Source organism: Pedobacter sp. AC464, from assembly GCF_979253075.1.
Genome location: NZ_CEEDBV010000001.1, coordinates 488,620 through 514,034 on the forward strand (window position 1 = coordinate 488,620; position 25,415 = coordinate 514,034).

Consider the following 25,415-nt stretch of genomic DNA (forward strand, 5'->3'; position numbering starts at 1 on the left):
ACCCATTATGAAACCAATAATTATAATATGTCTGCTAATGTTTGCTGGTGATGTTGCCTTTGGACAGCAGAATTTTACGCTTATTGGTGAAAGCGAACCACTACATTCAATCCTGAAAAAGGCAGCTAAAATTTCTCCATCCACAAAACAACTCAGGTGGCAAAAACTAGAGCTTACTGCGTTTTTTCATTTTGGAATGAACACCTTCACCAATCGGGAATGGGGAACTGGAAAAGAAGATCCCAAGGTATTCAATCCTTCTTCGGTAGACGCGGATCAATGGGTTCGGGTTGCTAAAGAAAATGGATTTAAGCAAGTTATTATCACTGCCAAACACCATGACGGTTTTTGCTTATGGCCTACCAAGACTACGCAACATTCGGTTAAAAGCAGTCCATGGAAAGCGGGTCAGGGGGACGTCGTTGCAGAGGTAGCCAAGGCTTGCAAGAAATATGCGATTGGTTTTGGGATATATTTATCGCCATGGGATATGAACGCAGTTTACTACGGAACAGACGCCTATAATGACTTCTTCTTAACCCAATTAACAGAGCTGCTAACTCAATATGGTAGAGTTGACGAAGTGTGGTTTGATGGTGCCAATGGTGAAGGCCCAAATGGAAAAAAGCAGGAATATGATTTCAATAGGTGGTATGCACAGATCAGGAAACTACAACCACATGCAGTCATCGCAGTTATGGGCCCGGATGTACGCTGGGTTGGAACCGAAACTGGATATGGAAGAGAAACGGAGTGGAGTGTGCTTCCGGCCGATAATCTGAATGAAAATAATATTTCAGCCGATTCTCAAAGAGAAATGAATATTAAACCTTCAGGATTTGTTAAAGGACAAGATATCGGAGGACGGGAAAAACTAAAGCGTGCAAAAGGACTGGTTTGGTACCCATCGGAGGCAGATGTTTCCATCAGACCGGGATGGTTCCACCATCCTGAAGAAAATGATAAGGTTAAATCTCCCGAAAAGTTGAATGATATTTACTTTAGCTCCGTCGGTAGAAACAGCGTATTGCTGCTAAATATACCGCCAAATATCAACGGCGTTTTGTCGAGCGAGGATATAAAAAGTCTGAAAGCTTGGACGGCACTTAGGTCTGAAACCTTTGGAGTTAACCTGGCTAGCGGTGCTAAAGTGATCTCGAAAAAAGGCAAAAACGCTCAGCGAATTTTAGATAACCGGTTTGAAACCAGTTGGACAACAACCAATCAAGATACGACTGCAACGATTATACTCGAACTTAATGGTAGAAAGACTTTTGATGTCTTATCTTTACAAGAGAATATAAGCTTGGGACAACGTGTAGAGGAATTCGTATTAGATTATTGGAATGGAGAGGAGTGGGTAGTGGCAACCCGCGGAACCACAATTGGCTATAAACGTTTGATAAAATTTCCGGTAGTCCGCTCGAATAAAGTTCGTTTAAGAATTAGTAAATCTCGTTTAAACCCAACTATTTCGGAATTGGGGCTTTTTAAAGAAAAAATCAAATGAGTCGAGGAATTGCCTATTCATATATATAACAATACAGCATGAAGTCAATAATATTTATCGTTCTACAAATCATAGCTTTAACCATTGTTGGTTGTAAACAAAGAAAGGCCGCACCAAATCCCATCCCAGCAAGTGAGTATAAATTTACCACAGACGCGGTAACCTGTCATTCATCAATTCCAAAACGGTTCAGTACTGCACCAGAAGTCAAAAATGTACAATCCACAGGAAAAAATTTTTCGAAGGATGGCATGGTTAAAGTCGCCGGGGGAAGTTTTATGATGGGCGGAGATAATAATCAGGCAGATGAAGATGAATTTCCCAAACACAAAGTAACTGTAAACGCATTTTATATCGATGCTTATGAAGTGACTAATGTTCAGTTTAAAAAGTTTGTAGATGCAACCCATTATATAACCGTAGCAGAACGCGTTCCAGACTGGGAGGAGTTGAAAAAGCAATTGCCTCCTGGTACAGAGAAGCCATCACCAGAGACATTTGTTGCAGCAAGTTTAGTATTTACTCCTCCTAAAACGGCTGTTGATTTAAATGATTATACCAGTTGGTGGAGCTGGATACCAGGAGCAGACTGGCGTCATCCATCCGGACCTGGAAGCAATATTAACGGGAAGGATAACTATCCCGTTACGCAGGTTTGCTGGGATGATGCAAAAGCTTATGCTGCCTGGGCGGGAAAGCGGCTTCCTACAGAGGCAGAATGGGAATGGGCAGCCAGAGGCGGTTTATCAAATGCGATCTACCCATGGGGTAACCAGTCCATTAACCAAGGAAAGCCCGGGGCGAATTTTTGGCAAGGACACTTCCCCAACATAAATACAAAAGCAGATGGATTCTATGGAACCTCACCTGTTGGTTCTTATGCACCAAATAACTATGGGATTTATGATATGGCCGGCAATGTTTGGGAATGGTGTGAAGATTGGTACAGAAACGATTATTACAGAGAGATAAAAGATGGTGCTGTCAATCCCAGAGGTCCATCAAAAAGTTTTGACCCAGCTGACCCATATACACCGAAGAAAGTCGCCAGGGGTGGGTCTTTTATGTGTAACGATAGTTACTGCTCGGGCTACCGGGTTGCCCGGAGAATGAAAAGTTCGAAAGATTCCGGAATGAGTAACATGGGATTCCGCTGCGTCGCTTCGGAATAGCAAGTGATTTCCTAGGTGAGCAGGTTTCCAATAGATATGTCTTCTTTAAGATGATGCTTCGATGTCTGGAAAATGATAACGGTGCAAGCCAACCATCGGCGATTTTAAGATTTTGCCAAGTTTTATATCATACAATTCGGCGACTTCTCCTAAGATATCTCTGAATACATAGGCAATTGAACCAATGCAATTCAATTCGTATTGCCTTTGATCGTTATAGTGTGCAATTACATTCTTGAAAAAATCATTAAAACCATCTTTAACGATTCCTTCGATTTGTTTATCGTCGATATTATCATGAAGAAAGGTGGTAAACGATGCAGCATATTTGTTTTGAAGTGGGTGATCGTAGAAAGTTTGAAGAATTTCTGCTGGAAGTAAATCATAAGCCTTTCTAAATTTTTCGGAAATTTCTTTAGACAATTGATTTCTGGCGTATTGCCTTATCAAATTCCTACCCAAATATCCCCCACTTCCCTCATCTCCTAGATAAAAGCCTAGTCCATCAATTTGTTCTGAGATAGTTCCGTTTTTCATAATGCAGGTATTCATTCCTGTACCAAGAATTGAAACAAGGCCAGTTCCGTTTCCGACAAGCGCTTTGCCAGCTCCGATCATATCAGAATGAACTTCGAGTTTCGCATTAGGGAAAATATGTTTTAGAGCGTTTTGCACAATATAGTCTTTACCGCCTTCACAACCCGCTCCGTAAAAAAATACCGCTTCAACTTGTTGGAAATCTAAAACTCGATCTAAACTATTTAGTAAAGTACTAGTGATAAATTCTTCATCTACATAGAAGGGATTAAATCCTACGGTTTCAACTGCGCTATGTAATTTTCCTCCCAAAAAAGCGCTCCAGGAAGTTTTGGTAGAGCCACCATCCGCTATTAATTTCATTGTTTCAACTTAAAGCAACAATAATACTACTATTTTTATGTATTACATAATAAAAATATTATTGATATATTAGAAAATTATTGTCTGTGTTTAACCCGGAGTTAATCTGGAAAGTTCGCTTCCCAAATGAAAAATCAGACTGAAATTTGATTTTGCCTCAAGCTCCTTAACTGCGCTAATTAGTATAGGTGGTTAAAATCAATCGTATAAAAATGCACGAATTGTTTAATCAAAAAAGAAAATATAACGCTTTGACAGACTTGGCCTTACTGCGCTTACTCAGCAATGGGGATGAAACAGCGTTCCGCGAAATTTACAACAGGTACTGGAAAGTTGTTTATATGCGGGCTAGCAAGAAGATAGATAACCATGAGGAAGTCGAGGATTTGGTGAATGAAATTTTTGTTTCGATTTGGAAACGGCGTGAAGCTATGCCTGAAATTGAATCATTGCCCAATTATTTTCATGGCGCTGTCAGAAACCAGGTTTTAAAGATATGGGCCAAAAGGCATCGGGCAGAACACTATATTATAGATAACCTAAACAACCAGCCTAAGGCTGAAGTCAATAATCTTGACACTTTGGAGTATAAGGAGCTAAAACTTCAAATCCAAAAGGCAATCTCAGACTTGCCGGAAAAATGCCGGCATGTGTTTGAACTTAGCCGAGATCAGGGACTCTCACACCAGCAAATCGCACGGCAGCTTAATATATCGTTAAAAACTGTCGAGTCACACATTAACAAGGCGCTTAAAATCCTTAAAGTAAAGCTTGGTAATTATTTTATGATATTTTTTTTCTAGTCCATAGGGGTAAAGCCGGGTTTGCAGTACTATATAGATATAACAACATGAAGCACGAGATACAGCATCAGAAATTTGAGCGCCTGGCCAGTAAATGGCTGGATGGAAAATGTAGCGAAAAAGAGGAGCTTGATTTATTTGAATATTATGAAGGATACGCTGTCGGCAATTTTTCCATGCAAGAAAACTTTGAAGGTGGAGATTTGGGATATCGGGATCTGCTGTTCAAAAAAATCCATAAAACCATTGAAAAGAAATCCTCTTCACTGCGTATTGGATTTTGGGCCAGTGCAGCGGCTATTGTTGTGGTTTTCTTGGGCTTATTATTTAATAATAGCAATTTTCGATCAGAAAAAAACGATGAAGTTGTACAACGCAAAAAGAATTCCAACAAGGAAATACTGCCACAAAATGAGTCTCTTCTTATACAGGCTAATGGCCGAATAATTAGACTCTCAGAAAGTACAAGTTCGGATTTGCCTGGTAGCTTAAGCCTTAAACAAGATTCTAATGGTATGCTTATGTACAAGGTGGATAATCAAGCTGCCGCTGAAAATGGAGATTTAAATGAGATAAGGACTCCGGTGGGAAAAAGAATGGTTATTTATCTGGCAGACGGGACTAAGGTGCGCCTTAACGCAACCTCTAGCTTAAAATTTCCATATAGTTTCCCTGCACTGGAACGAAAGGTGTTCCTTTCCGGCGAGGCATATTTCGAAGTCGCCAAAAATAAAAGCAAGCCGTTTATCGTCTCGACGGATAATCAGGACATAAAAGTTTTGGGAACTCACTTTAATGTTAAGGCTTATGAAAATGAAGCTGATAGCAGGACCACTCTGGTTGAAGGAAGCGTTAAGATTCGAGCAAAAATGCTCGGTAAGTCAGCAGTTCTATCTCCCGGGCAACAGGCTGTAATAGGGTCCGGCAACATTGATGTGAGTAAGGTCGATACTCAAACAGCATTGGCCTGGCTTGATGGATACTTTGTATTTAAGAATGAGGACCTGGAAAGTATAATGCGGCAGCTTCAAAGAACTTATGGAATTGAAGTAGTTTATCAAACTGAGAAGAATCCGGAAATGACTTTCGCCGGGAAAATCTCACAGCAAAAAAGTTTAACAAGTATATTAAAAATAATATCAGAAACGGGCGACGTTCGCTTTAGCGTTTCAGGAAGGAGGATAACCGTCTTGAAATAAGGCTACCCAAGAAAGCGCTGACGCATTTATTTCTATATGCCGAAGCAACCGACCAAACTACAGTACAATAAACTAACCATAAACTATCCAAATGTATAACTTTTATAAAATCATTCCACATGATTACCCCAGTGTGCCAAAACTTTTGCGCATCATTAAACTGGTTACAACGATATTCTTTTTCGGAATCGTGCAAGTTAATGCGACGAGTTTTGCGCAGAAAATAACTCTGAATATCAAAAATGCTTCGTTAGAGAGCGTATTCGAAAATATCCACAAACAAACCGATTATGACTTTTTTTATAATTCTATACTAATCAGAAAGGCCAACCCAATTACATTAGATGTAGTTAATGGCGATCTGTTAACTGTCTTGAATGACTGTTTTCGTAACCAACCATTCACCTTTACCATAGCAGAACGAACAGTAATTGTTAAAGAGCGTGGAAATTCAGCTGTTGAGGAAAAAATTGACCTTACAGGTAAGGTTGTAGACGATACAGGCCAGGGTATTCCCGGCGCATCAATAAAAGTCGCAGGAACCTCTAAAGGAACGATGAGCGACATGGATGGAAATTTCTCCCTTGCAGGCGTGCAAGTGGGTCAGATTTTGATGGTAAGCAGCATTGGGTTCGAGTCAAAAGAAATTAAAATATCGGATTCAAAACAAGTACTTGTAAGACTGCTTTCGGTATCAAGCGCTTTAAATGATGTGGTTGTTGTGGGCTATGGAACCCAAAAGAAAGTTAATCTTACCGGAGCAGTTTCTGTTATAAAAAGCGCAGATCTGGAAAATAGACCCGTTATTAATGCTACACAACGCCTTGCAGGACTCGTTGCAGGTTTAAACGTGAATGCAACAGGAAACGCAAAGCCAGGGCAAAGCTATGGGCTTAATATTAGAGGTGTTGGGAATTTGAGCGGAACAGATAACCCTTTTGTGCTGGTTGACGGCACACCAATGCCATTAGATAGGGTAAATCCTGACGACATTGAATCCATTTCAGTGTTAAAAGATGCTTCTGCATCTGCCATATATGGTGCAAGGGCAGCCTACGGGGTCATTCTGGTAACCACGAAAAAAGGGGTTGAAGGAAAAACTACTGTCACTTATTCTGGTAATGTAGGTTTGACCTCGCCTACTCAACTTCCACAGGTGCTGGATTCATACCGTTTTGCGCAATATTTTAATGCTGCAACATTCAATGCAACAGGAACGAGACAGTATTCGGACGAAAAACTCGCACAACTTCAGCAATATGTTCAGAATCCTGCAGGATTTCCAGTCTTACCAGAGGCAAATGATAACTATTTGAGTAATTGGGAAAACACATCTAACGGAATCGCCAATACCAACTGGATCGACTTCAATTACAAACCTTTTGCGCTCAGACAAACGCACAACCTGAACATTAGCGGCGGTTCAAAGGATATTCAATATTATATTTCCGGCGGCTACAACAACGAAGACGGGTCACTGCGTTATGCAGACATCAATTTTCAACGCTATAATTTTAATACTTCGATTAGTGCGAACATTACCAAGTGGATGAAAGCTTCCGTAAACTCGAAATTTTCTCAGAGTAAATATAAAAGTCCGTTCTCGGGCGTTTTTGAAAATCTGTTTTTTCACAACATGCTTAGAATGCGGCCAAATATTTCGCCGTATGATTTAAGCGGAAATTTTAATGAAATTTCCGGTGTTCCATACCTTCAATCCGGGTCAGAAAACATCAACCGTGAAAATGCAATAAGTATATCTCCAAGTTTAAAGATTACACCACTAAAAAATTGGAACATTAATATTGATTTTAATATTTTAAGGACAAATAATGATGACGCTGCGCTTTTGATTCCAGGTATTGCCTATGGCATTGATGGGACACCCAAATTTGTTAACCGTTCAGAATATGGCATAGTACTTTCAGGTAGTTACTCACGAGGAAATTCTACAAATACTTACGTCTCACCCAATATATACAGTTCTTATGATCTCAAACTTAAAAACGGACATCAGTTTACTTTTCTCGGCGGGTACCAGCAGGAGCTAAACCAATTCGAATCATTGTCATCAGCAGCTCAGGATTTAATCAGTTTTGCTACACCAGGTCTAACGCTCACTACCTCACCGGCAGTATCGGGTGAAGTACGAAATGAATGGGCCACCAAAGGTTTTTTCGGAAGGGTGAATTACAATTATAAAAATAAATATCTATTTGAGGCAAATGCAAGATATGATGCATCTTCGCGATTTGCAGCTTCAAAAAGGTGGGGCTTTTTTCCATCAATGTCTGTCGGTTATAATATCGCAGAAGAAGATTTCATAAAAAATGGGAGTAAGCTGATTAATGTATTAAAAATCAGAGGGTCTTACGGAACATTGGGTAATCAGGCAGGTGCGCCAATATATTCTTATGCCCAGACAATGAGAACTGCGATACCAGGAGCAAGTGGTGCTGGCCCACAATGGTATTTTCAAAATGGACGCGAAGCCAATATTCTAGCACCTGCACCATATAACCCATCTTTAACCTGGGAAAAAGTATTGAGTGGAAATATCGGCTTAGACTTTGAAATCCTGGCGAACAGATTAACGGGTAGCGCAGATGTTTATCAAAGAAATACGCGTAACATGCTCGGGCCATCATTTGATATTGCAGATATGTTTGGTGGTACAGTGCCGTCCAGCAACAACGCCGATTTAAGAACCAGAGGTTGGGAATTAAGCTTAAACTGGCGAGGTACCATTGGCAAAGAAATTAGTTACAGATTAGGAGGAACGCTTTCCGATTATAAGTCAGTTGTTACAAGATATCAAAATCCAACATTTAACAATCCGGCGGGTAGTTTTTATGAAGGAAAAGATATTGGAGAAATTTGGGGTTACAAAAGTGATGGTTTGATACAGAACGCTGCTGAAGCTGCCGAATACAATAAACTAAACAGGAGCTTCTTATCGCCCTTAGACTGGAAGCCTGGCGATGTCAGATACCTTGATCTGAACAGCGATGGCAAGATCAGTAATGGTAGTAACAAACTTGGAGATATGGGCGATCTGACCGTAATTGGAAACACCAATCCACGCTATTCGTATTCAATAAACGGTAGCCTAAGCTGGAAGGGGCTTACCATTTCCGTCCTTTTGCAGGGAATAGGCAAAAAAAATTATGCACCTGGTATTGGTGATGTCTATTTTTGGGGTGCTGGCTCATTAGCTCAGGTCACCTTGTTCGAACAACATCTTAATTACTGGACAGCGGAAACCCCGGGTGCTTATTACCCAAATCCATATGCTTCTCCAGCTGGTTCGCAAAACTCGTTTGCAAATAAAACCCAACAAGTTACAGATAGATACCTTCAAAGCGCATCTTACTTAAGGTTAAAAAATGCAACACTGAACTATTCCTTGCCAAAGGCCTGGGTAAACAAAATACAGCTTAGTAAAGTAAATTTATTTGTGAGCGGAGAAAATTTATTTGTACTCACGAATCTGGCCAAGATGTTCGATCCCGAAGGACTAACCGGCTCAGTCGGTACAGGAAAAGCCTACCCACTAAGTAAAGTTTATGCCTTTGGTCTTAATGTCTCACTATAATAGCAATCAAATGAAAACAAATAATACACTGAAATTTCTTTCCTTAATTTGCATTCTATCGCTGCTGATTTCCTGCAAGAAAGATTTTCTCGACCGAAAGCCTTTGGATGCGTTAAGTACAGCAAATCCTTTAGCTACCCCAAACGAACTTAGATTATACGTTAACCAGTTTTATAGCATATTTCCAGTTCATCCTGTCAATGTTGGCGGAACAGGTATTGCTTTTGATGATGCCGGTTCCGATAACATGATCTTTTCTTCAGTGAATACGCGTTTAGCAGGACAACTCGCTTTGAGTAATGCAGCAAGTTTGGGCGCCTATACGACTATTAGAAGCCTGAACTATTTTTTAATTAATTATAAAAATGCAAAGGGAGACCAAGCCTTGATAAACCAGTATGTTGGAGAGGCCCGTTTTTTTAGGGCTCTCAATTATTTCAATCTTGTCAAAGGCTATGGTGATGTGACCTGGGTAAATCAGGTCTTGCCCGAAGATCCGGAAGTGATGAAGGTTGCCCGCGATCCTAGAACTTTGGTCATTGACTCAGTATTAAAAGATCTCGATGTGGCGATAGCTTTGCTGCCATCAGCCTCAACTAGTGCGGGTATGCGGGTTCATAAAGACGCTGCTTTAGCTTACAAGTCTAGGATAGCACTATACGAAGGCACCTGGCAACGTTATCATCAACAAAAAGCGGATCCGTTTTTCACCGCTGGGGTTACAGAAGATAAAATACGCAGTTATTTAAATCAGGCAAGAGAAGCCGCATTGACGGTGATTAACAGTGGTCGTTGGTCTATTTACAATACGGGCAAGCCGTTCCAGGATTATTCAGATATGTTTATTACCACAGATCTTTCGAACAATAAAGAGGTACTCCTTTGGAGAAAGTATAATACTGGAGATAATATCGGCCATAGTGTTTCAAAATATATTTCGTCAGATGGGGGAGATTTAGGCTTGACCCTCTCATTGGTTGACGATTATCTAACCATTAGTGGCATGCCATTTATAGGCTCGGAACGCGTTAATACGCAACGCAAATATGCCCAGGAGCTATTGCCAACAGTACGTGATCCAAGATTGTCGCAAACGGTTGGGGTTCCTGGCCAACCGATGAAGCCGGTAAATGTTTTGGTTCCAAATTATCCGCCAATAGATCAAACCGGTTTTAATAGAAATACAACTGGTTATCCTTTGCATAAGTTCCTTGAGTACAACACAGCGGCGGCTACAACGGACGATTTTAAAAGTATGGCTCCGGGTATTGCCATTCGATACGCAGAAGTTTTATTAAACTATGCTGAGGCCATGGCAGAACTTGGCAACGATCAATCTCTCATTGCAAGTGCCCTCAAGCCACTGAGAGACCGGGTGGCTATGGTTCCCGTCGATTTCGTCAAAGAGTACAACACGTCTTTTGATTATCCATTCCGGAATTTATCGCCGGTGATTCAGGCGGTAAGAAGAGAACGGCGTATAGAATTGGCATGTGAGGGTTTTAGAACGGATGATATTTTCAGGTGGGCAGCAGCAGATGTTCTCCTTGTGAATAAAAGACAGCTAGGAACACTTTTTACCGGAAGTGATTTAAATGACCAAAATACGCCGTCGGGATTTTACAAGGGTGCGATTTACTATGATACTGCCCCAGCCGGAAAGTCGATCAACTTATATCTCTCCGGAAATCCGGGTGATGCTTTACGGTACATCGATCCGCAAAAAAATGTTCTACCTACAGGGTACCGTTTCAATACTTCAAGAGATTATCTATTGCCACTTCAACAACGAATGTTGCAGTTAACAGGTGGCAAATGGGTTCAGAATCCCGGATGGTAATTAGCTAATCATTAAAATAACTCAAATGAAAATTAAGATAAATTTTACTATAGCGCTGATAATCTTATTAAGCGCCCTTGGCTGCAAAAAACAGGACATCCCCCTGAAGCCTGAACAAAGTACCGTTTTTTCGGCAAAGCTCGAAGATCCCCCAGCTACATTTCCAGCGATTAAAACCACAACCGCCATTAACATCATTGCCGGTACAAACGGTTGGTCACTAACCCAGACTGCTACCAACCCATGGCTGCTAGCTGACAAAAATTTTGGCGCAGGAGATTTCAAACTTCGGATTACCTTAAATGCAAATACAACAGGCGTCTCGCGTTCTACTACGCTTAAACTGGTTTCAACGAACAATGCTTTGTCGCCAGTCTTTATAACCGTTAATCAAGACAAATAACTCTATGCCCAGAAATTAAAGACCGCTCACAATAGCAAGCTGAATGATTGCTTAATTGAAGCTATTGTGGAGGGCAACCTTCACTTTAGCTTCTTGGTCAAAGAATACGGATTTCCTGAGATCGGATGAATTAAACTTTCTTTATCTATTTAAGCTTGATAATGACTAAGCGTGGCTGTATAGCATTTTTGTCGCGATTTTTTGACCGTACTTTAATTAACAACCAAAAATAAATCAAAGCCATTATGAGAAAAAAAATTGAAAAAGCAGCGAACTCGTTCCGTATTGCTGCCATCTGCATCATGTTTGCCGCATGTACGAAAGAAGAATTGAAAATGGATAAGCCAGCAGACAGTAAGCTTGCCGCAAATTTGGCTATGAGCACCGCCTCGGCTGCTAGTTTTGCAGCCTCGCCAAACTATCAATTAATCTGGTCTGATGAATTTAATTCGACTAACCCTTTCGATACTTCCAAATGGACGCATGCGCCCCGCGGAACTGTAGCATGGAATAAATATCTGACGCCATCTTCCAATTACGTATCACAGGATGGAAGTAACTTGGTACTGAGAATGGACAATGCAGCAATTGCGGGCGACGCTGTGCCTTACCATTCAGGAGGAGTGCGCTCAATGGGTAAATTTAGCATCGCCTATGGCAAAATTGAGGTAAGGGCTAAATTTACGCAAGGGCAGGGTTCCTGGCCGGCAATCTGGATGATGCCAGAACCGGCAACAGCGCATTCAGGAGCTTGGCCTGCTTGTGGGGAGATGGATATCATGGAGCATGTCAATAATGAAGCCAATGTGCATCAGACTATCCATAACAGTATAGTCACCAATGCTAATGGTGTGAGTACAGCAACCCATGCTGCTGCTTATAATACGACTGCTTTTAATACTTATAGCATAGAATGGGATCCCTCGGCCGTCAAATTTTATGTAAATGGGACGCTGCAATATACCTACAGCAAAGTCTTATCTGGTGGATGGCAGCAGTATCCTTTTGATGTGCCGTTTTATTTGATTTTAAACCAGGCCGGTGGCGCAGGTTGGCCGGGTGCTATTACCGATACAAACCTTCCCTTTAGCATGCAGGTCGATTATGTCCGGGTATATAAACTTTCTCTATCAGGAAATGGTGGCTTCGAAGATGCCTCTATCACGCCTTGGACCAGTTGGGGAGCTACGGTATCAGTCGTAACTGGCAATGCCAGAACAGGTACAAAGTCCGTTAAAGAAACAGGTTCGGAGAGTTCAGTAGAGCAGCTTGTTACGGGCCTGTCTCCCAACACAACCTACAAGTTTGGCGGCTATGCCAAAGTATCAGCATCAGGAGAAAGCGTTTCAATCGGGGTTAAAAATTATGGCGGCTCAGCACTTGCTGTCCCAGTCACTTCAACGACATATTCATTTGGATCGGTAACGTTTACCACTGGCGCCGGCAATACCAGTGCGACACTATATTTTTACAAACCCTCATCGGGCACGGTATACGGTGATGACTTCTATTTGGAAAAACAATAAACCTGAAGTGGGGCTGTTCAAATCTTTCATGATGTCCGACCGGTAAAATAGTAGATTTTAAAAACTGTTTGCAGAGACACAAAACAAGTTTATACAGCCCCCTTTAAGTGCTTAGCAACCCTTAAATCTTAACACTGAAGCTAATCTGGCTTGGAATAACAAAAAACTAATGAATTTCATAAAAATTGCTACCTTCTTCCTCATCGGGATATCTTATCAAGCGTTTGCACAAAATAGCGAGCCTTTTATAATACCTAAACTTCAAAATTGGTCGGGCAATAGTGGTTATTTTAGCCTTAAGCATACCATAAAGCTGGTAATACCAGAACCGGTTGCAAGCACAGAACTCAATACTTACATTAAGACCTTCGCAAATGATTTGAAAGCGATATACCCCGACAAAAAGGTGCTTATCAAGGTAGGTGTTCCATCAAAAGGCGATATATTTTTTGATTCTGAAAATTCTCAGTCGCCTAACGCTGAAGAAGGTTATTTGCTTCGGATAGCGGATTATGTAACCATCAGCGCCAGAGAACCAATCGGATCTTTTTGGGCCACACGAACAATCCTTCAAATGCTGGAGCAAGCTCCGCTACATGAAAAGATGCCAAAAGGAATTGCCTGCGATATGCCCAAATTTAAGGTTAGGGGTTTTGTAATTGATGTAGCCAGAAAATTCTTTACCATCGATTTTCTTCGCGATTATGTTAAACTCCTGGCTTACTATAAAATGAATGATTTTCAGGTTCATTTGAACGACAATGGTTTTAAGCAGTTTTTTAATGATGACTGGAGTAAAACATATTCAGCATTTAGGTTGCAAAATGACACCTACCCATCACTTACTGCTAAAGATGGAAGCTATAGCAAACAGGAGTTTATTGACCTGCAAAAACTTGGTAAGACTTATGGCGTTAATGTTATCCCAGAAATTGATGCACCGGCACATGCGTTAGCCATAACAAAGGTTTTTCCGGAATTGGCCAGTAAAAAATATGGCGCCGACCATCTGGATATTAGCAATCCAAAAAGCTATCAGGTGATTCATAACATCTTCAAGGAATATCTTGAAGGTAAAAATCCTGTTTTTCTCAATAAAGAAGTTCATATTGGAACGGATGAGTATGCAAAGGAAGAAGCAGAAAACTTCAGGAAATTCACCGACAGTACCATTAGATTTGTCGAAAATTTTGGCAAAAATGTCAGGCTTTGGGGCGCTCTTTCCCATGCAAAGGGCACAACACCGGTTAAATCTGAAAATGTAACCATGAATTTATGGTATAACGGATTTGCAGAACCTGCGGATATGTTTGCATTGGGATACAGCGGAATAAGCACTCCGGATGAATGGCTGTATATCGTTCCTAAGGCTGGCTATTATGCTGACTATTTAGATCTGAATAAGATTTACCAGAAATGGGCTCCAAATATCATCGGGAATAAAACTTTTTCTGAACACACGCCTCAAATTAGGGGTGGCGCTTTTGCCATATGGAACGACCACGTAGGAAATGGAATTTCACAAAATGATGTTACAGACCGTGTTTTCCCCGCCTTGCAGGTCTTAGCCCAAAAAATGTGGGTCGGCAACAAAGCAGACAGCTTAATGGCTTTTAGTAAATTCAAGCTATCCAGTAATAAAATTGGTGAAGGGCCAGGACTAAATCTTCGTGGTAGGTTAGCGTCTAAAAGCAATGTCATCCTACATTATATTCCATCTGGCAAAGCGTTTAGGGATATAAGTAGAAACAAAAGGCAACCAATCGCTTATGTAAATGTCAAATCTGCATCCGGAAAAGGCGTTGTCCAGTTTAATGGCGGAACAAGTTTAGTTCAAACCCCTGTCAATGAAATTGGTTATGGGTACACGGTATGTTTTGAACTAAAACCATCTAAGGGAAATCAGGATAATGTTGTTCTTTTTTCATCTCCAAACGCATCCATAAAGCTCAGGCAATTAAACACTGGTAAGCTGGGCTTTTCAAGAGATGGTTACGATTATAATTTTCGCTATGCTGTGCCGGAGGAAGTGTGGACAAAAATTGCAATCACTGGAGACAATAAGGGCACCGCACTTTACGTAAATGGAATTTTTATTGAACGCCTGGAGGGAGCAATGCAAACGTTTAGCAATACAAAAGATAAAATGGCGAGCGTACAAACCTTATTTTTTCCTTTAAAATATATTGGAGATCCCGTTAATAGTTTTGCCGGCAGTATTGCTTCCCTGGTTGCATATAACCTGGTCTTAACGCCAGAGGAAATCCGGGCGCTCTAAATAGTACTGGACAATTTTTTTTTAGGTTAGGTTTATGCAAAAAAATTATGAAAATAAAATATATAAGTTCCCTGATAATCTCTGCAACAATTTTCGTTACTAGCCCGCATGTAATGGCACAAACTTCCCAAACACAGCGTAGCGACGGGAAGGCAAACTGGAAGCTTGTTTTTTGGGATGACTTCAGCAAATCAGGCAATTTTGACGAAAATAAATGGTCTTTTTCTCCAAGGGGAAACCCTGCTTGGGCAAAGTTTTTAACCCCTTCCGCTGAGTATGTTCATCAAAAAAATGGAAAGATAATCCTAAAAATGGATCGCAAGGTCATTGATGGAGATAAAATTCCTTACCACGCCGGTGGGATACAAACCTCAGAGAAGTTCAACATAACCTATGGAAAGATTGAAGTGAGAGCCAGGTTTAACATAGGAAAGGGCTCCTGGCCCGCAATATGGATGATGCCCGAAAAACCAGTTTATGGAAGTTGGCCGCAAAGCGGCGAAATAGACATTATGGAACATGTCAACCACGAAAAAGTTGTTCATCAAACAATTCATAACGGGTCAGTAACAGATGAGCAGGGTGGAAGTTCCGCGTCCCACGAGGCGCCGTATAAAGTGGGTAAATTCAATGTTTACACAATCATATGGACTTCGAAAAAAGTCGCTTTCTATGTAAATAACGTTCATCAGTACACATATTCCCGCATTGAAAATGGTGGTGCACAACAGTGGCCATTCAACCAGCCGTTTTATTTAATTCTAAATCAATCTGGAGGGGCTGGATGGCCAGGCGCAATGAGTAATGATGAGCTACCTTTTTTTATGTCAGTGGACTGGGTTCGGGCATACAAAGATGTGTCTGACCATTCAATCGGAAGGGAACACTAATCTCGTTGTTTAAAAGAAATCGGGGTAATTGAAAATTCAATTCACCTCGATTTCTTTTGTCTAAAATGGATGTTGTGAAGCATAAACTATTGTGCTGAAAAAAGTCTGGAAAAATGGTTTTCCAGGTGATTTCTCATGGCATTTCGAAAGATCTCCGGCGAACCGTTTTCAAGAATATCAACAAGTCCTTTGTGTGATACAAACTTGTGCAGTTTTGCATTTTTTTTAAGCAGCCCGCTGTTGTTAACGTAATCAAAAATAGGCAGGAGCAGGTTTTGAAATTTTTTCAATGTTGAGTTACCAGTAATTTCATATAGTTTTCCATGAAATGCAATTTCATGGTTAATGTTAAAGAGAAAATCACTGGCACCGACAGGTTCATTTGCTACAATAACCCTCAATTCTTCAATATCTTTATCGCTGATTTTGTGGTATAAGAAATCAGCCATACCAATCTCTAAAACCAACCGTATCTCAAAAATTTCCTTAAGGGTTTCCTGATCTAAAATATGGGGATTCATGCTTTTGCTTAATACGCCAAATATGTCCGGAGAGGTGATAACTGCGCCCTTCTTTTTTTTCGAATCAATTAGGCCCATTAATCGAAGACGAAGAAGCGCCTCCCGAACGACCGTACGACTAACCCCCAAAATGCTACAGAGTTCGAGTTCTGTAGGGATGCTGTCTCCAACCTTAAGCTTTTTTTCTTGCAGTAATTGAACGAGGTTATCTTCAACCCGGTCCACCAAAGAACTGGTGTCCACTTTATTAAAATCAAGCATCGAGTCCATTATTATGTCTTAAAAGTTAATTGCTTCAGCGGTGATCATTGTAAATATAGTTAAATCAATAATCCAGCCTGAAAAATAAATAGTTAATTATTTGCAAATATCTAAAATAATCCCGTATTTCGATATTATTATGTATAACATAATCTAACCTTATAAATAATTATGAAAGAAATTTACTTTAAAGTAACCAGGCAATGTCTAATCGTCTTGCTGCTTATGGCGAGCTTATCATCATTCGCTCAGCAAACGATTTCGGGTATTGTGAGTGATGTATCGGGACAAGGCATTCCCGGTGCGACTATTAAGATTAAGGGCACCAGTAACGGTTTGGTGACTGCGGCAGATGGCAAATTCACCATCAAGGCAGGCAAGGATGCTGTACTTGTGGTCAGTTTTACAGGTTATATCACACAGGAAATTCTTGTTTCTGACAAAACTGTTATCAACATTAAACTACAAGATGATAATAAAACGCTTGATGATGTAATTGTAGTGGGTTATGGTACCCAGAGCAGAAGGAGCGTAACAACGTCCATCGCGAAACTCGATAAAGAAGTTCTGGCCAGTACACCGCGATCAAATGCGGCATCAGCCTTGCAGGGAACAGTTCCAGGTCTGCAGGTGGTTACCGTTTCAGGCCAGCCTGGCTCGACACCTTCTATTTTACTCCGTGGTGGCGCATCTATAAATTCGCCTGGCGCTCCACTTGTTATTGTTGACGGGGTAATAAGACCTTTAAATGATATATCGCCGGAAAATATTGAATCTATCGAAACGTTAAAGGATGCTTCTGCGACCGCAATATATGGAGCCCGTGCAAATAATGGGGTGATATTGGTCACGACTAAAAAAGGAAAATTAGGCACTTCGCAAATCAGCTATAAATTTACTGGAGGCTACAACCAGGAGCGCCAAGGCTATGAGTATATGGGTGCTGGTGATTATATTTATTATACCCGCCTTGGTTACCTAAATTCTGGAAGAACGCTTGCCCAGGCAAATGCATCAAGAGGTTTGGGGCTTTCTACAAATGCAGCAGATTTGGCAAGTTTTGATATCAGAGCTTTTGTTCCCGGAACAACTGTTTTGCCGGCGGGATGGCAGACCTTAACCGATCCATACGGCGGTCAGATTATGTACAAAGATCATGGTGGGGAAATTCACGACCTGGTCTTTCAAAATACGTATACCAAAGAGCATTCAGTAACAGCTAGCGGCGGAAATGAAAAAGGAAAATACTTTGCCTCTTTTGGCGCCTTTAACGAAGACGGCGTAATTGTGGGCTCTAAGTACAAGCGCTACACGGGCGATATTAATGGCTCTTATAAAGTGAAACCTAATGTTGAAGTGTCATCTGGAGTGAGCTTGTCTACCTCATCTCAAATCGGAACAATTGGCGGTGAGGTAAATACACTGTATCGGAGTCTGGCTATCTGGCCAACCTTTAATCCATGGTTGGATGAAGCCAAAACCGCACCAAATCCGGGAAACGGAGCTAGTGATGGAAATCCCTTGTACTGGCTTGGAAGGTATGAACGTTCAAATGAAATAAACCGGATAACTGCAAACGCTGCTGTAAAATGGGATATTCTGCCTGGTCTTTATTTTAGAGGAACAGGAAACGCTTATTTGTATGAACGACTAGACCAGTCGTTCCAAAAAAGCCTGCAGACCTACGCCCAAATCATCACTAACTCAGGCGCAAGCACAACCCGTCCGTCTCAAAATACTTTCTCGAGGGATTTTCAGACCCAGTATAATGGTATACTTAATTACAACAAGACATTAGGAAAACATACTTTTAATGTGCTTGGCGGGGTGGAATATTTCAGTGTCAAGTCTTTTGGTTCGCAGGTTCTTGGTATGAATGCACCGACTGACGATATTCCAACAGCGAATGCATCAACTACTTTTGCAGCCGGTACTAATTTTACAAACAGGTCAGCATATAAAATACTTTCTGCCTTTGGAACACTGGACTATGAGTTTGATCAGAAATATATTTTTAAAGCAACATTTCGTCTCGATGGGGTGTCAAGTCTCGCTAAAAACAATAGGAACGGAATCTTTCCCGGCCTGTCCGCGGGTTGGGCGGTTCATCGTGAGGAGTTTTTTAAAGATTCAAGGATTAGCACCATCATCTCTAGTTTAAAGCCACGGATTAGCTACGGTCAGAACGGTAACATTGCCGGGCTGGGCAGGTATGAAACCCAGGGCGTTTATGGACTACAGGGCAATTATAATGGCAATGCCGGATTCAGTAACACTGGAATTATCAATAGTGATTTACGATGGGAAAAGAGTAAAACAACTGATGTCGGCTTGGATATGGGACTCTTTAAAGACCGGTTAACGATTATTTTTGATTATTATAACCGCAGAACAAGCGACCTTTTAACCAACCTGGATTTGCCTAACTACACAGGTTTTGGGAGCTTTAGAACTAATTTAGGAACTTTCCAAAATAAAGGTTTTGAGATTGGTGCAGATGCAAGGGTGGTTAGTAACGGAAACTGGACATTGAATGTGGGTGCAAATGCCTCTTTCGTGAAAAATAAGATAGTTCAGTTGCCTTTCAATGGCAATGAGAATAATAGACAGGGAGGTCTTCAGGTTTACGACCCGGCAGCAGGGAAAGTGATTTGGGTTGGTGGTCTTCAGGAAGGGCAGCCACTAGGGGCAATTTATGGGTATAAGCAGGTGTCAATTTTCAAAGATGCTGCTGAAGTTGCTGCACTCGCTGGTAACAGAACCGACGCTATCGCAGGGGTAACAGGACCAAACCTTCCGGCCGGAGCGAACGGTCGAATTACTCCTGGTGATGTAAATTGGCTTGACGTAAACGGAGACAATATTATTGATACCAGAGATCAGGTTTATCTTGGCAACATTAACCCAAAATGGACAGGCGGATTTAATTTTAATGCTAGATACAAAGGTTTCGGCCTTTACAACAGATGGGATTTTGCTTTGGGCCACACGATTTATAATGATTTGTTGGCAAGAACACTCGGCAATTACCAGGGAACTTTCAATTATGTAACCCTTCAATCTACCGCATGGTCTCCAACCAATACAAATACCGACATACCAAAGGTATATTATGCCGATCAGGTTGCAGGCTCTAAACAAAATTACACGAGAGCAAATAATGGGAATGTGGTGCTCAATAGTAACAATTCCCGTTTGTATGAAAAAGGAGATTATCTGGCACTCAGAGAAGTAACGCTTTCTTATGATTTACCAAAAGGTTTGATGGAAAAATCCAAGCTGTTAAGCAATGTGCGGGTTTACATCAGTGGTAGCAATTTGTACTATATAACGAAATTTTCTGGCCCTTCTCCAGAACCCCCAACCGTGGACGGAGTGATTAGCGGCATCTATACCGGTACCTATCCAACGCCGAGAACCTATACTATGGGCATTCAGGTAGGATTTTAAAAAGATTATTAATTAGAGCTTCAAGCAAATTTTGTGCATCCAACTACCAATTGAAGGTGACAAAAGTTGATAAAAAACAATAACATGAAAAAGATTTTTAAAACTATACTAGTATTGACCAGCCTGGCTGGTTTAATATTTACCGGTTGCAAGAATGAGTTAGAACTTAGCCCAATCAGTAGCCTCAGCGATGCAAGTTACTGGAAGACTGCAGACCAGTTTGATGCATTTATTTATGGCATTCACTCAAGGTTTAGAGGACATAGCACAAGTTTCTTGTACCTGGGAGAACTTAGATCTGATATTTATGGAACCGATCCGGGTTCAACCTCCAGCTTCACAGGAGAGGCAACACAAGGGCTTGAGCGGATGTGGCTGCAAACCCTCGATGCAGACAATCCGGGTGTTGGTGCATTTGGTGGCTTTTATTCAAATGTAAATCAAATCAATCTTTTTATCCAAAAACTAAATACAACCAATATTTTGTCTGAGGTGAAAAAGAAAAATTATTTAGGCATAGCTTACGGAATGCGGGCGTTTTATTATTTCCAGATGTATAGAAGCTGGGGAAAAGCGATTATCCAGACAGAGCCGACAACAACTGTAGATATTGCCAACCTTGCAAAACCTGCCTCGACAGAAGCAGAAGTGATGTCGCTGATCAAAGCAGATATTGACTTATCAAATGCGAATTTTGGTGGTGATTATTCCTTCAATACACTTAACAAAAAAGGGTTTTGGTCAAAGGCGGCAACGCAGATGCTAAAAGGTGAAGTTTATCTGTGGACCGCCCACCGGGCAGGAGGAACGAGCGATGCGACAATAGCTAAAACTGCCTTTACCGAAATCCAGTCGAATGTATCCCTTTCCCTTCAAGCTGTTTTTTCAAATGTTTTTGCCACAACAAACAAAGACAATAGCGAAATTATTTTCGCCGCCAAAAACAAGCTTGATGAGTCCACTTTAGGCTTCATTTCTAATTTTATCCCGCAACCTGGACTCATTGTGAATTTTTACGATTCACTAGCTAACAGGAAGTTCGACATAAATGTCGATAACTATTCAGGTGGACTTTTGAGGGCACCTACAAAAATTGTGACCTATCGGAAGTTCAGTGATTTGGATTCAAGGAAAAACACAACCATTCAACCCGCGTATTCGAGAAATGCTGCCGGTGTTTATTCGATAGCAGGTGCGTTTTTGAAGAAATATCAGGGTGAGCAAAATGCGGGAAACCGTTCATTCACCAACGATTTTATTATTTACCGTTACGCCGACCTTTTGTTATTACTCGCAGAAGCTAAGGTGATTCTTGGAGAAAATCCAGCAGTTGAAATTAACCTCATCAGAGCAAGGGCATATGGAACTAATTTCAATACTGCCACGCTAGGATATCCCAATCAGGCTATTGATTCAAATCCTAATGAAGCTATCTTAAAGGAGCGATTCTTTGAATTTATAGGTGAGGGCAAACGCTGGTATGATTTAAGGCGAATGGGGGATAGCTATGTCTATGAGTTTACCACACTAACACCGACAACGGCCTACAAGTTGTTGTGGCCAATTGACAGGGGTACCCTTACCAATAATAGATCTCTTTCCCAAAATCCAGGCTATCCAACATTTTAAAACACTTATTGCCTTCTAAGCTTCATTAAAGATTAGAAGGCAAGTACTTACAATTTAATTTTATATGCAACATACCAAACTTGAAGGATTAATCGCCGCTCCCTTTACTCCATTTGATTCTAATGGCAAATTAATGCTGGAATTAATTCCTTCGTATTATCAAATATTGAAGCGCAACAAAGTCTCTGGAGCATTCATTTGTGGCTCTACCGGGGAAGGCGTATCTCTAACTAAGGAAGAAAAAATGCTTGTAGCAGAAGCATGGGCGAATGCAACAGGTCACGATGCTCAATTCAAGGTGATGACTTTACTTGGCGGCACATGCATTGAAGACTCCAAGGCCCTGGCTCGTCACGCGCAGGCAATTGGCTTATATGCAGTATCTTTTACCGCACCATCTTACTTCAAGCCCGCTAATGCACGTGTGCTTGCCGAGATTTGTAGTGAAATTGCAGCTGAAGTGCCTAAGATGCCATTTTATTATTATCATATACCTGTATTAACAGGTGGCAACATAACAATGATAGACCTTCTCGCTGAAGTTAAAGACATAGAGAATTTCGCAGGTGTGAAATACACCCATGAAGACTTTATGGATTTCCTTTCCTGCATGAATTTCGATAATGGTCGTTATGACATGCTTTGGGGAAGGGATGAAAATATGCTGTCTGCCCTGGTTTTGGGTACAAAAGCATCGGTTGGCAGTACTTTTAATTACATTGCACCGCTTTATCACCAGCTGATTGAGGCATTTGAGAAAAACGATTATAAAACTGCGGCAATGTATCAACAGAAGTCCATAGATTTTATTCGTTTGTTAGGAAAGTATGGGGGCATAGCAACAGGAAAAGCTTACATGAAATTAGTCGGTATTGATTGTGGGCACTTTCGCCTTCCGGTGAAAAACATGAGTTCAGAACAGTTTATGCGCTTTTCTGAAGAAGTTGGTGCGCTTGAATTTTCGAAGTATCGTTCAAAACATTAGGCTAAGTGCTGATACAACCCAATAAATGGGCCTATATAAATATTTAAATGAGGAACATATACCTTACGATATTGTTAAATGCATTTTTACAGCCAGTGCTACTGGCTCAGAACCGCTCGGTCGCTGCTATAGATTGGGAGGTGACAGCACTTATCCCACCCGCATCAAATCAGGTTAAATCAATTGGACTGGCAGGTACCATGTCGGGAATTTGTAATGATGCGTTTATTGTGGGAGGAGGGACGAATTTCCCGGATAGAATGCCCTGGCTCGGCGGAGCCAAAAGGTATTATGATGATGTTTTTGTTTACACTAAAATTGAGTCGGAAAAGTCTTTGACCCCGTCTCCGGTTAGCTATAAACTGCCTTTTAATTTGGCCTACGCGGCAACCTGCACCACTAAGGAAGGAATCGTTTTCGCCGGTGGAGAGAACGAACTGGGTTTAAGCAATAAGGTGCTTTTGCTTAAATGGAAAAAACAGGAACAAATCCTAAGCATAGAATATTTGCCAGATCTTCCTTTTGGTGTTACAAATGCGTCGCTGGCTGTGGTTGGAAGTATTGTTTATCTGGGCGGGGGGGAAGTGCCATCAGGCGCCAGAAAAGATTTTCTGTCACTAGACCTAAGGGAAAGTAAAAAAAGCTGGAAGCAGATGGCAGATTTACCTCAGCCAGCCTCTCACGCTGTAATGTTGGGCGGTGAACCTACAGGCCAGATATATTTGATCGGAGGCCGAGCCAAAGCATTTGGAAAGGTCAGTGAAATCTATGATACCTTCTTCTCTTATGACATTAGACAGAGCGAATGGAAAGAAATGCCTCCGCTGCCGTTCAAGTTGTCGGCAGCATCTGGAATAATTCATGGCCTTGACATATTGGTCTTTAGCGGAGATATCGGTGAAACTTTTAATAAAGCAGAAAGGCTCATACTGGAAATTGAAAATGAAGATGATGAGCATAAAAAAGAAATGCTAAACCATAAGAAAATACAGGTTCAGTCTTCACATCCGGGATTTAGCCGCAAAGTCTTAAAATTCGATTTACTTAGCAACTTGTGGTCGATATTAAGCACCGAAATGCCCTACGGTACTGTAACGGTAAATGCAACTTCTTTTAACGATAAAGTTTTCATTCCCGGCGGCGAGATTAAGGCAGGGGTTAGAACGCCAAAAATATTGCAGGGTAAGCTCAAATTCGAAAAATGAAATACTCAGAAAAATATAAGTGGGTTGTTGTAGGGCTGCTTTGGTTTGTTGCCTTGCTTAATTACATGGACCGTCAAATGCTTTCTACGATGAAACCTGCTATGCAGATGGATATTTCTGAGTTGAAATCGGCGACGAATTTCGGCTACTTGATGGCAATCTTTTTGTGGGTTTATGGACTGATGAGTCCGGTTTCTGGAATCATAGCCGATAAACTGAACCGCAAATGGTTAATTGTTGGCAGCCTAATGGTTTGGTCACTGGTCACTTTTTTGATGGGCTACGCAACCACTTTTAATCAGATTTACTGGTTAAGGGCTTCAATGGGTGTTAGCGAAGCTTTGTATATTCCAGCCGGGCTCTCTTTAATAGCCGACTACCATAGCTCCAAAACAAGGTCGCTCGCGATTGGCATTCATATGACCGGGCTCTACATGGGGCAAGCCCTCGGTGGTTTTGGAGCCACAATAGCCTCTAAGTTTTCTTGGCAAAGCACCTTTCATTCCTTTGGCTTCCTCGGCATTGCTTACGCCATTGTTCTGCTGTTCTTTTTAAAAGAAAAAAAAGCGTTTCCAAATGAAGATAAATCGGAAAAAATATTTGTTGCACCAAAAGTTCCGGTTTTAAAGGGGTTAACGCTGTTGTTGAGCAATATTTCTTTTTGGATTATTTTGTTTTATTTCGCGATTCCAAGTCTGCCAGGGTGGGGTGTGAAAAACTGGCTGCCAACTTTATTTGCGCAAAATCTAAATTTGCCTATGGAACAGGCGGGCCCTTTATCGACCATCACCATCGCTTTCTCCTCATTTATCGGGGTCATTTTTGGCGGTATTCTTTCAGACAGGTGGGTGCAAAAAAATTTAAAAGGACGAATTTACACCAGTGCAATTGGCTTAAGTCTGACCATACCATCCCTGCTCTTAATCGGTTTCGGACATTCTCTTTTTCATGTAGTTGGAGCAGCAGTATGCTTTGGTGTAGGCTTCGGTATGTTTGATGCAAACAATATGCCGATCCTTTGTCAATTTATTTCATCGAAATACCGGGCTACAGCTTACGGAATAATGAACATGACCGGCGTTTTTGCCGGAGCATTTATAACTGATTTGCTCGGAAAATCAACTGATTCGGGAAGCCTTGGAAGAGATTTTGCAATGCTTTCAGGCATTGTATTTCTTGCCCTGATAATTCAGCTATATTTCCTGAGGCCTAAATTTAATGACTTTGAAGACGCTTAAATTAACAAAG

17 protein-coding genes are annotated in these 25,415 nt (G+C 41.1%); 15 read left to right on the forward strand and 2 right to left on the reverse strand.

Annotated features, from left to right (window positions below; genetic code table 11):
• The first annotated feature begins 7 nt into the window (after positions 1–7).
• Together AC0IWT_RS02105 and AC0IWT_RS02110 are read left to right on the forward strand one after the other, a co-directional pair.
• Positions 8–1,510 (forward strand): alpha-L-fucosidase, encoded by a 1,503-nt coding sequence (locus AC0IWT_RS02105; RefSeq protein ID WP_471795777.1) that lies wholly within the window; start codon positions 8–10, stop codon positions 1,508–1,510.
• Between the two features lie 38 nt (positions 1,511–1,548).
• Positions 1,549–2,682 carry a formylglycine-generating enzyme family protein gene (locus tag AC0IWT_RS02110; protein WP_471795778.1) on the forward strand — a complete coding sequence of 378 codons (1,134 nt, stop codon included), beginning with the start codon at positions 1,549–1,551 and terminating at the stop codon, positions 2,680–2,682.
• A gap of 45 nt (positions 2,683–2,727) precedes the next feature.
• On the opposite strand, the gene AC0IWT_RS02115 is transcribed toward AC0IWT_RS02110, so the two are convergent.
• The gene (locus AC0IWT_RS02115) at positions 2,728–3,582 is read right to left on the reverse strand and encodes an N-acetylglucosamine kinase (protein WP_471795779.1); all 855 of its coding nucleotides are present in this window, start codon (positions 3,580–3,582) and stop codon (positions 2,728–2,730) included.
• A gap of 221 nt (positions 3,583–3,803) precedes the next feature.
• On the opposite strand from AC0IWT_RS02115, the gene AC0IWT_RS02120 reads away from it, so the two are divergent.
• From AC0IWT_RS02120 to AC0IWT_RS02155, 8 genes are all read left to right on the forward strand, one after another.
• On the forward strand, positions 3,804–4,385 hold the full coding sequence (locus tag AC0IWT_RS02120) for an RNA polymerase sigma-70 factor (RefSeq protein ID WP_471795780.1): 582 nt from the start codon (positions 3,804–3,806) through the stop codon (positions 4,383–4,385).
• Between the two features lie 47 nt (positions 4,386–4,432).
• Positions 4,433–5,584 (forward strand): FecR family protein, encoded by a 1,152-nt coding sequence (locus AC0IWT_RS02125; RefSeq protein ID WP_471795781.1) that lies wholly within the window; start codon positions 4,433–4,435, stop codon positions 5,582–5,584.
• Between the two features lie 91 nt (positions 5,585–5,675).
• Positions 5,676–9,179, forward strand: coding sequence for a SusC/RagA family TonB-linked outer membrane protein (locus tag AC0IWT_RS02130; RefSeq protein WP_471795782.1), 3,504 nt, complete (start codon positions 5,676–5,678; stop codon positions 9,177–9,179).
• 10 nt (positions 9,180–9,189) lie between these two features.
• Positions 9,190–11,019: a RagB/SusD family nutrient uptake outer membrane protein gene (locus AC0IWT_RS02135; RefSeq protein ID WP_471795783.1), complete on the forward strand. Its 1,830-nt coding sequence runs from the start codon at positions 9,190–9,192 to the stop codon at positions 11,017–11,019.
• Positions 11,020–11,044: 25 nt separating this feature from the next.
• On the forward strand, positions 11,045–11,422 hold the full coding sequence (locus tag AC0IWT_RS02140) for a BACON domain-containing protein (RefSeq protein ID WP_471795784.1): 378 nt from the start codon (positions 11,045–11,047) through the stop codon (positions 11,420–11,422).
• Positions 11,423–11,667: 245 nt separating this feature from the next.
• Entirely contained in the window at positions 11,668–12,948 is a 1,281-nt protein-coding gene (locus AC0IWT_RS02145) for a family 16 glycosylhydrolase (RefSeq protein WP_471795785.1), read from the forward strand.
• A 169-nt stretch (positions 12,949–13,117) separates the two neighbouring features.
• Complete coding sequence (locus AC0IWT_RS02150; protein ID WP_471795786.1) at positions 13,118–15,226, forward strand: family 20 glycosylhydrolase; 2,109 nt, start codon at positions 13,118–13,120, stop codon at positions 15,224–15,226.
• Between the two features lie 47 nt (positions 15,227–15,273).
• Entirely contained in the window at positions 15,274–16,116 is an 843-nt protein-coding gene (locus AC0IWT_RS02155; RefSeq protein ID WP_471795787.1) for a glycoside hydrolase family 16 protein, read from the forward strand.
• 86 nt (positions 16,117–16,202) lie between these two features.
• On the opposite strand, the gene AC0IWT_RS02160 is transcribed toward AC0IWT_RS02155, so the two are convergent.
• Positions 16,203–16,898 carry a FadR/GntR family transcriptional regulator gene (locus AC0IWT_RS02160; protein ID WP_471795788.1) on the reverse strand — a complete coding sequence of 232 codons (696 nt, stop codon included), beginning with the start codon at positions 16,896–16,898 and terminating at the stop codon, positions 16,203–16,205.
• Between the two features lie 171 nt (positions 16,899–17,069).
• Between AC0IWT_RS02160 and AC0IWT_RS02165 the strand changes: the two genes are divergently transcribed.
• From AC0IWT_RS02165 to AC0IWT_RS02185, 5 genes are all read left to right on the forward strand, one after another.
• Positions 17,070–20,348: a SusC/RagA family TonB-linked outer membrane protein gene (locus tag AC0IWT_RS02165; RefSeq protein ID WP_471795789.1), complete on the forward strand. Its 3,279-nt coding sequence runs from the start codon at positions 17,070–17,072 to the stop codon at positions 20,346–20,348.
• Between the two features lie 84 nt (positions 20,349–20,432).
• Positions 20,433–21,977, forward strand: coding sequence for a SusD family outer membrane lipoprotein NanU (nanU, locus tag AC0IWT_RS02170; protein ID WP_471795790.1), 1,545 nt, complete (start codon positions 20,433–20,435; stop codon positions 21,975–21,977).
• Between the two features lie 64 nt (positions 21,978–22,041).
• Entirely contained in the window at positions 22,042–22,962 is a 921-nt protein-coding gene (locus tag AC0IWT_RS02175) for a dihydrodipicolinate synthase family protein (protein ID WP_471795791.1), read from the forward strand.
• A gap of 47 nt (positions 22,963–23,009) precedes the next feature.
• On the forward strand, positions 23,010–24,167 hold the full coding sequence (locus AC0IWT_RS02180; RefSeq protein ID WP_471795792.1) for a hypothetical protein: 1,158 nt from the start codon (positions 23,010–23,012) through the stop codon (positions 24,165–24,167).
• Entirely contained in the window at positions 24,164–25,405 is a 1,242-nt protein-coding gene (locus AC0IWT_RS02185) for an MFS transporter (RefSeq protein ID WP_471795793.1), read from the forward strand. The genes AC0IWT_RS02180 and AC0IWT_RS02185 overlap by 4 nt, the downstream gene beginning before the upstream one ends.
• Positions 25,406–25,415: the final 10 nt, after the last annotated feature.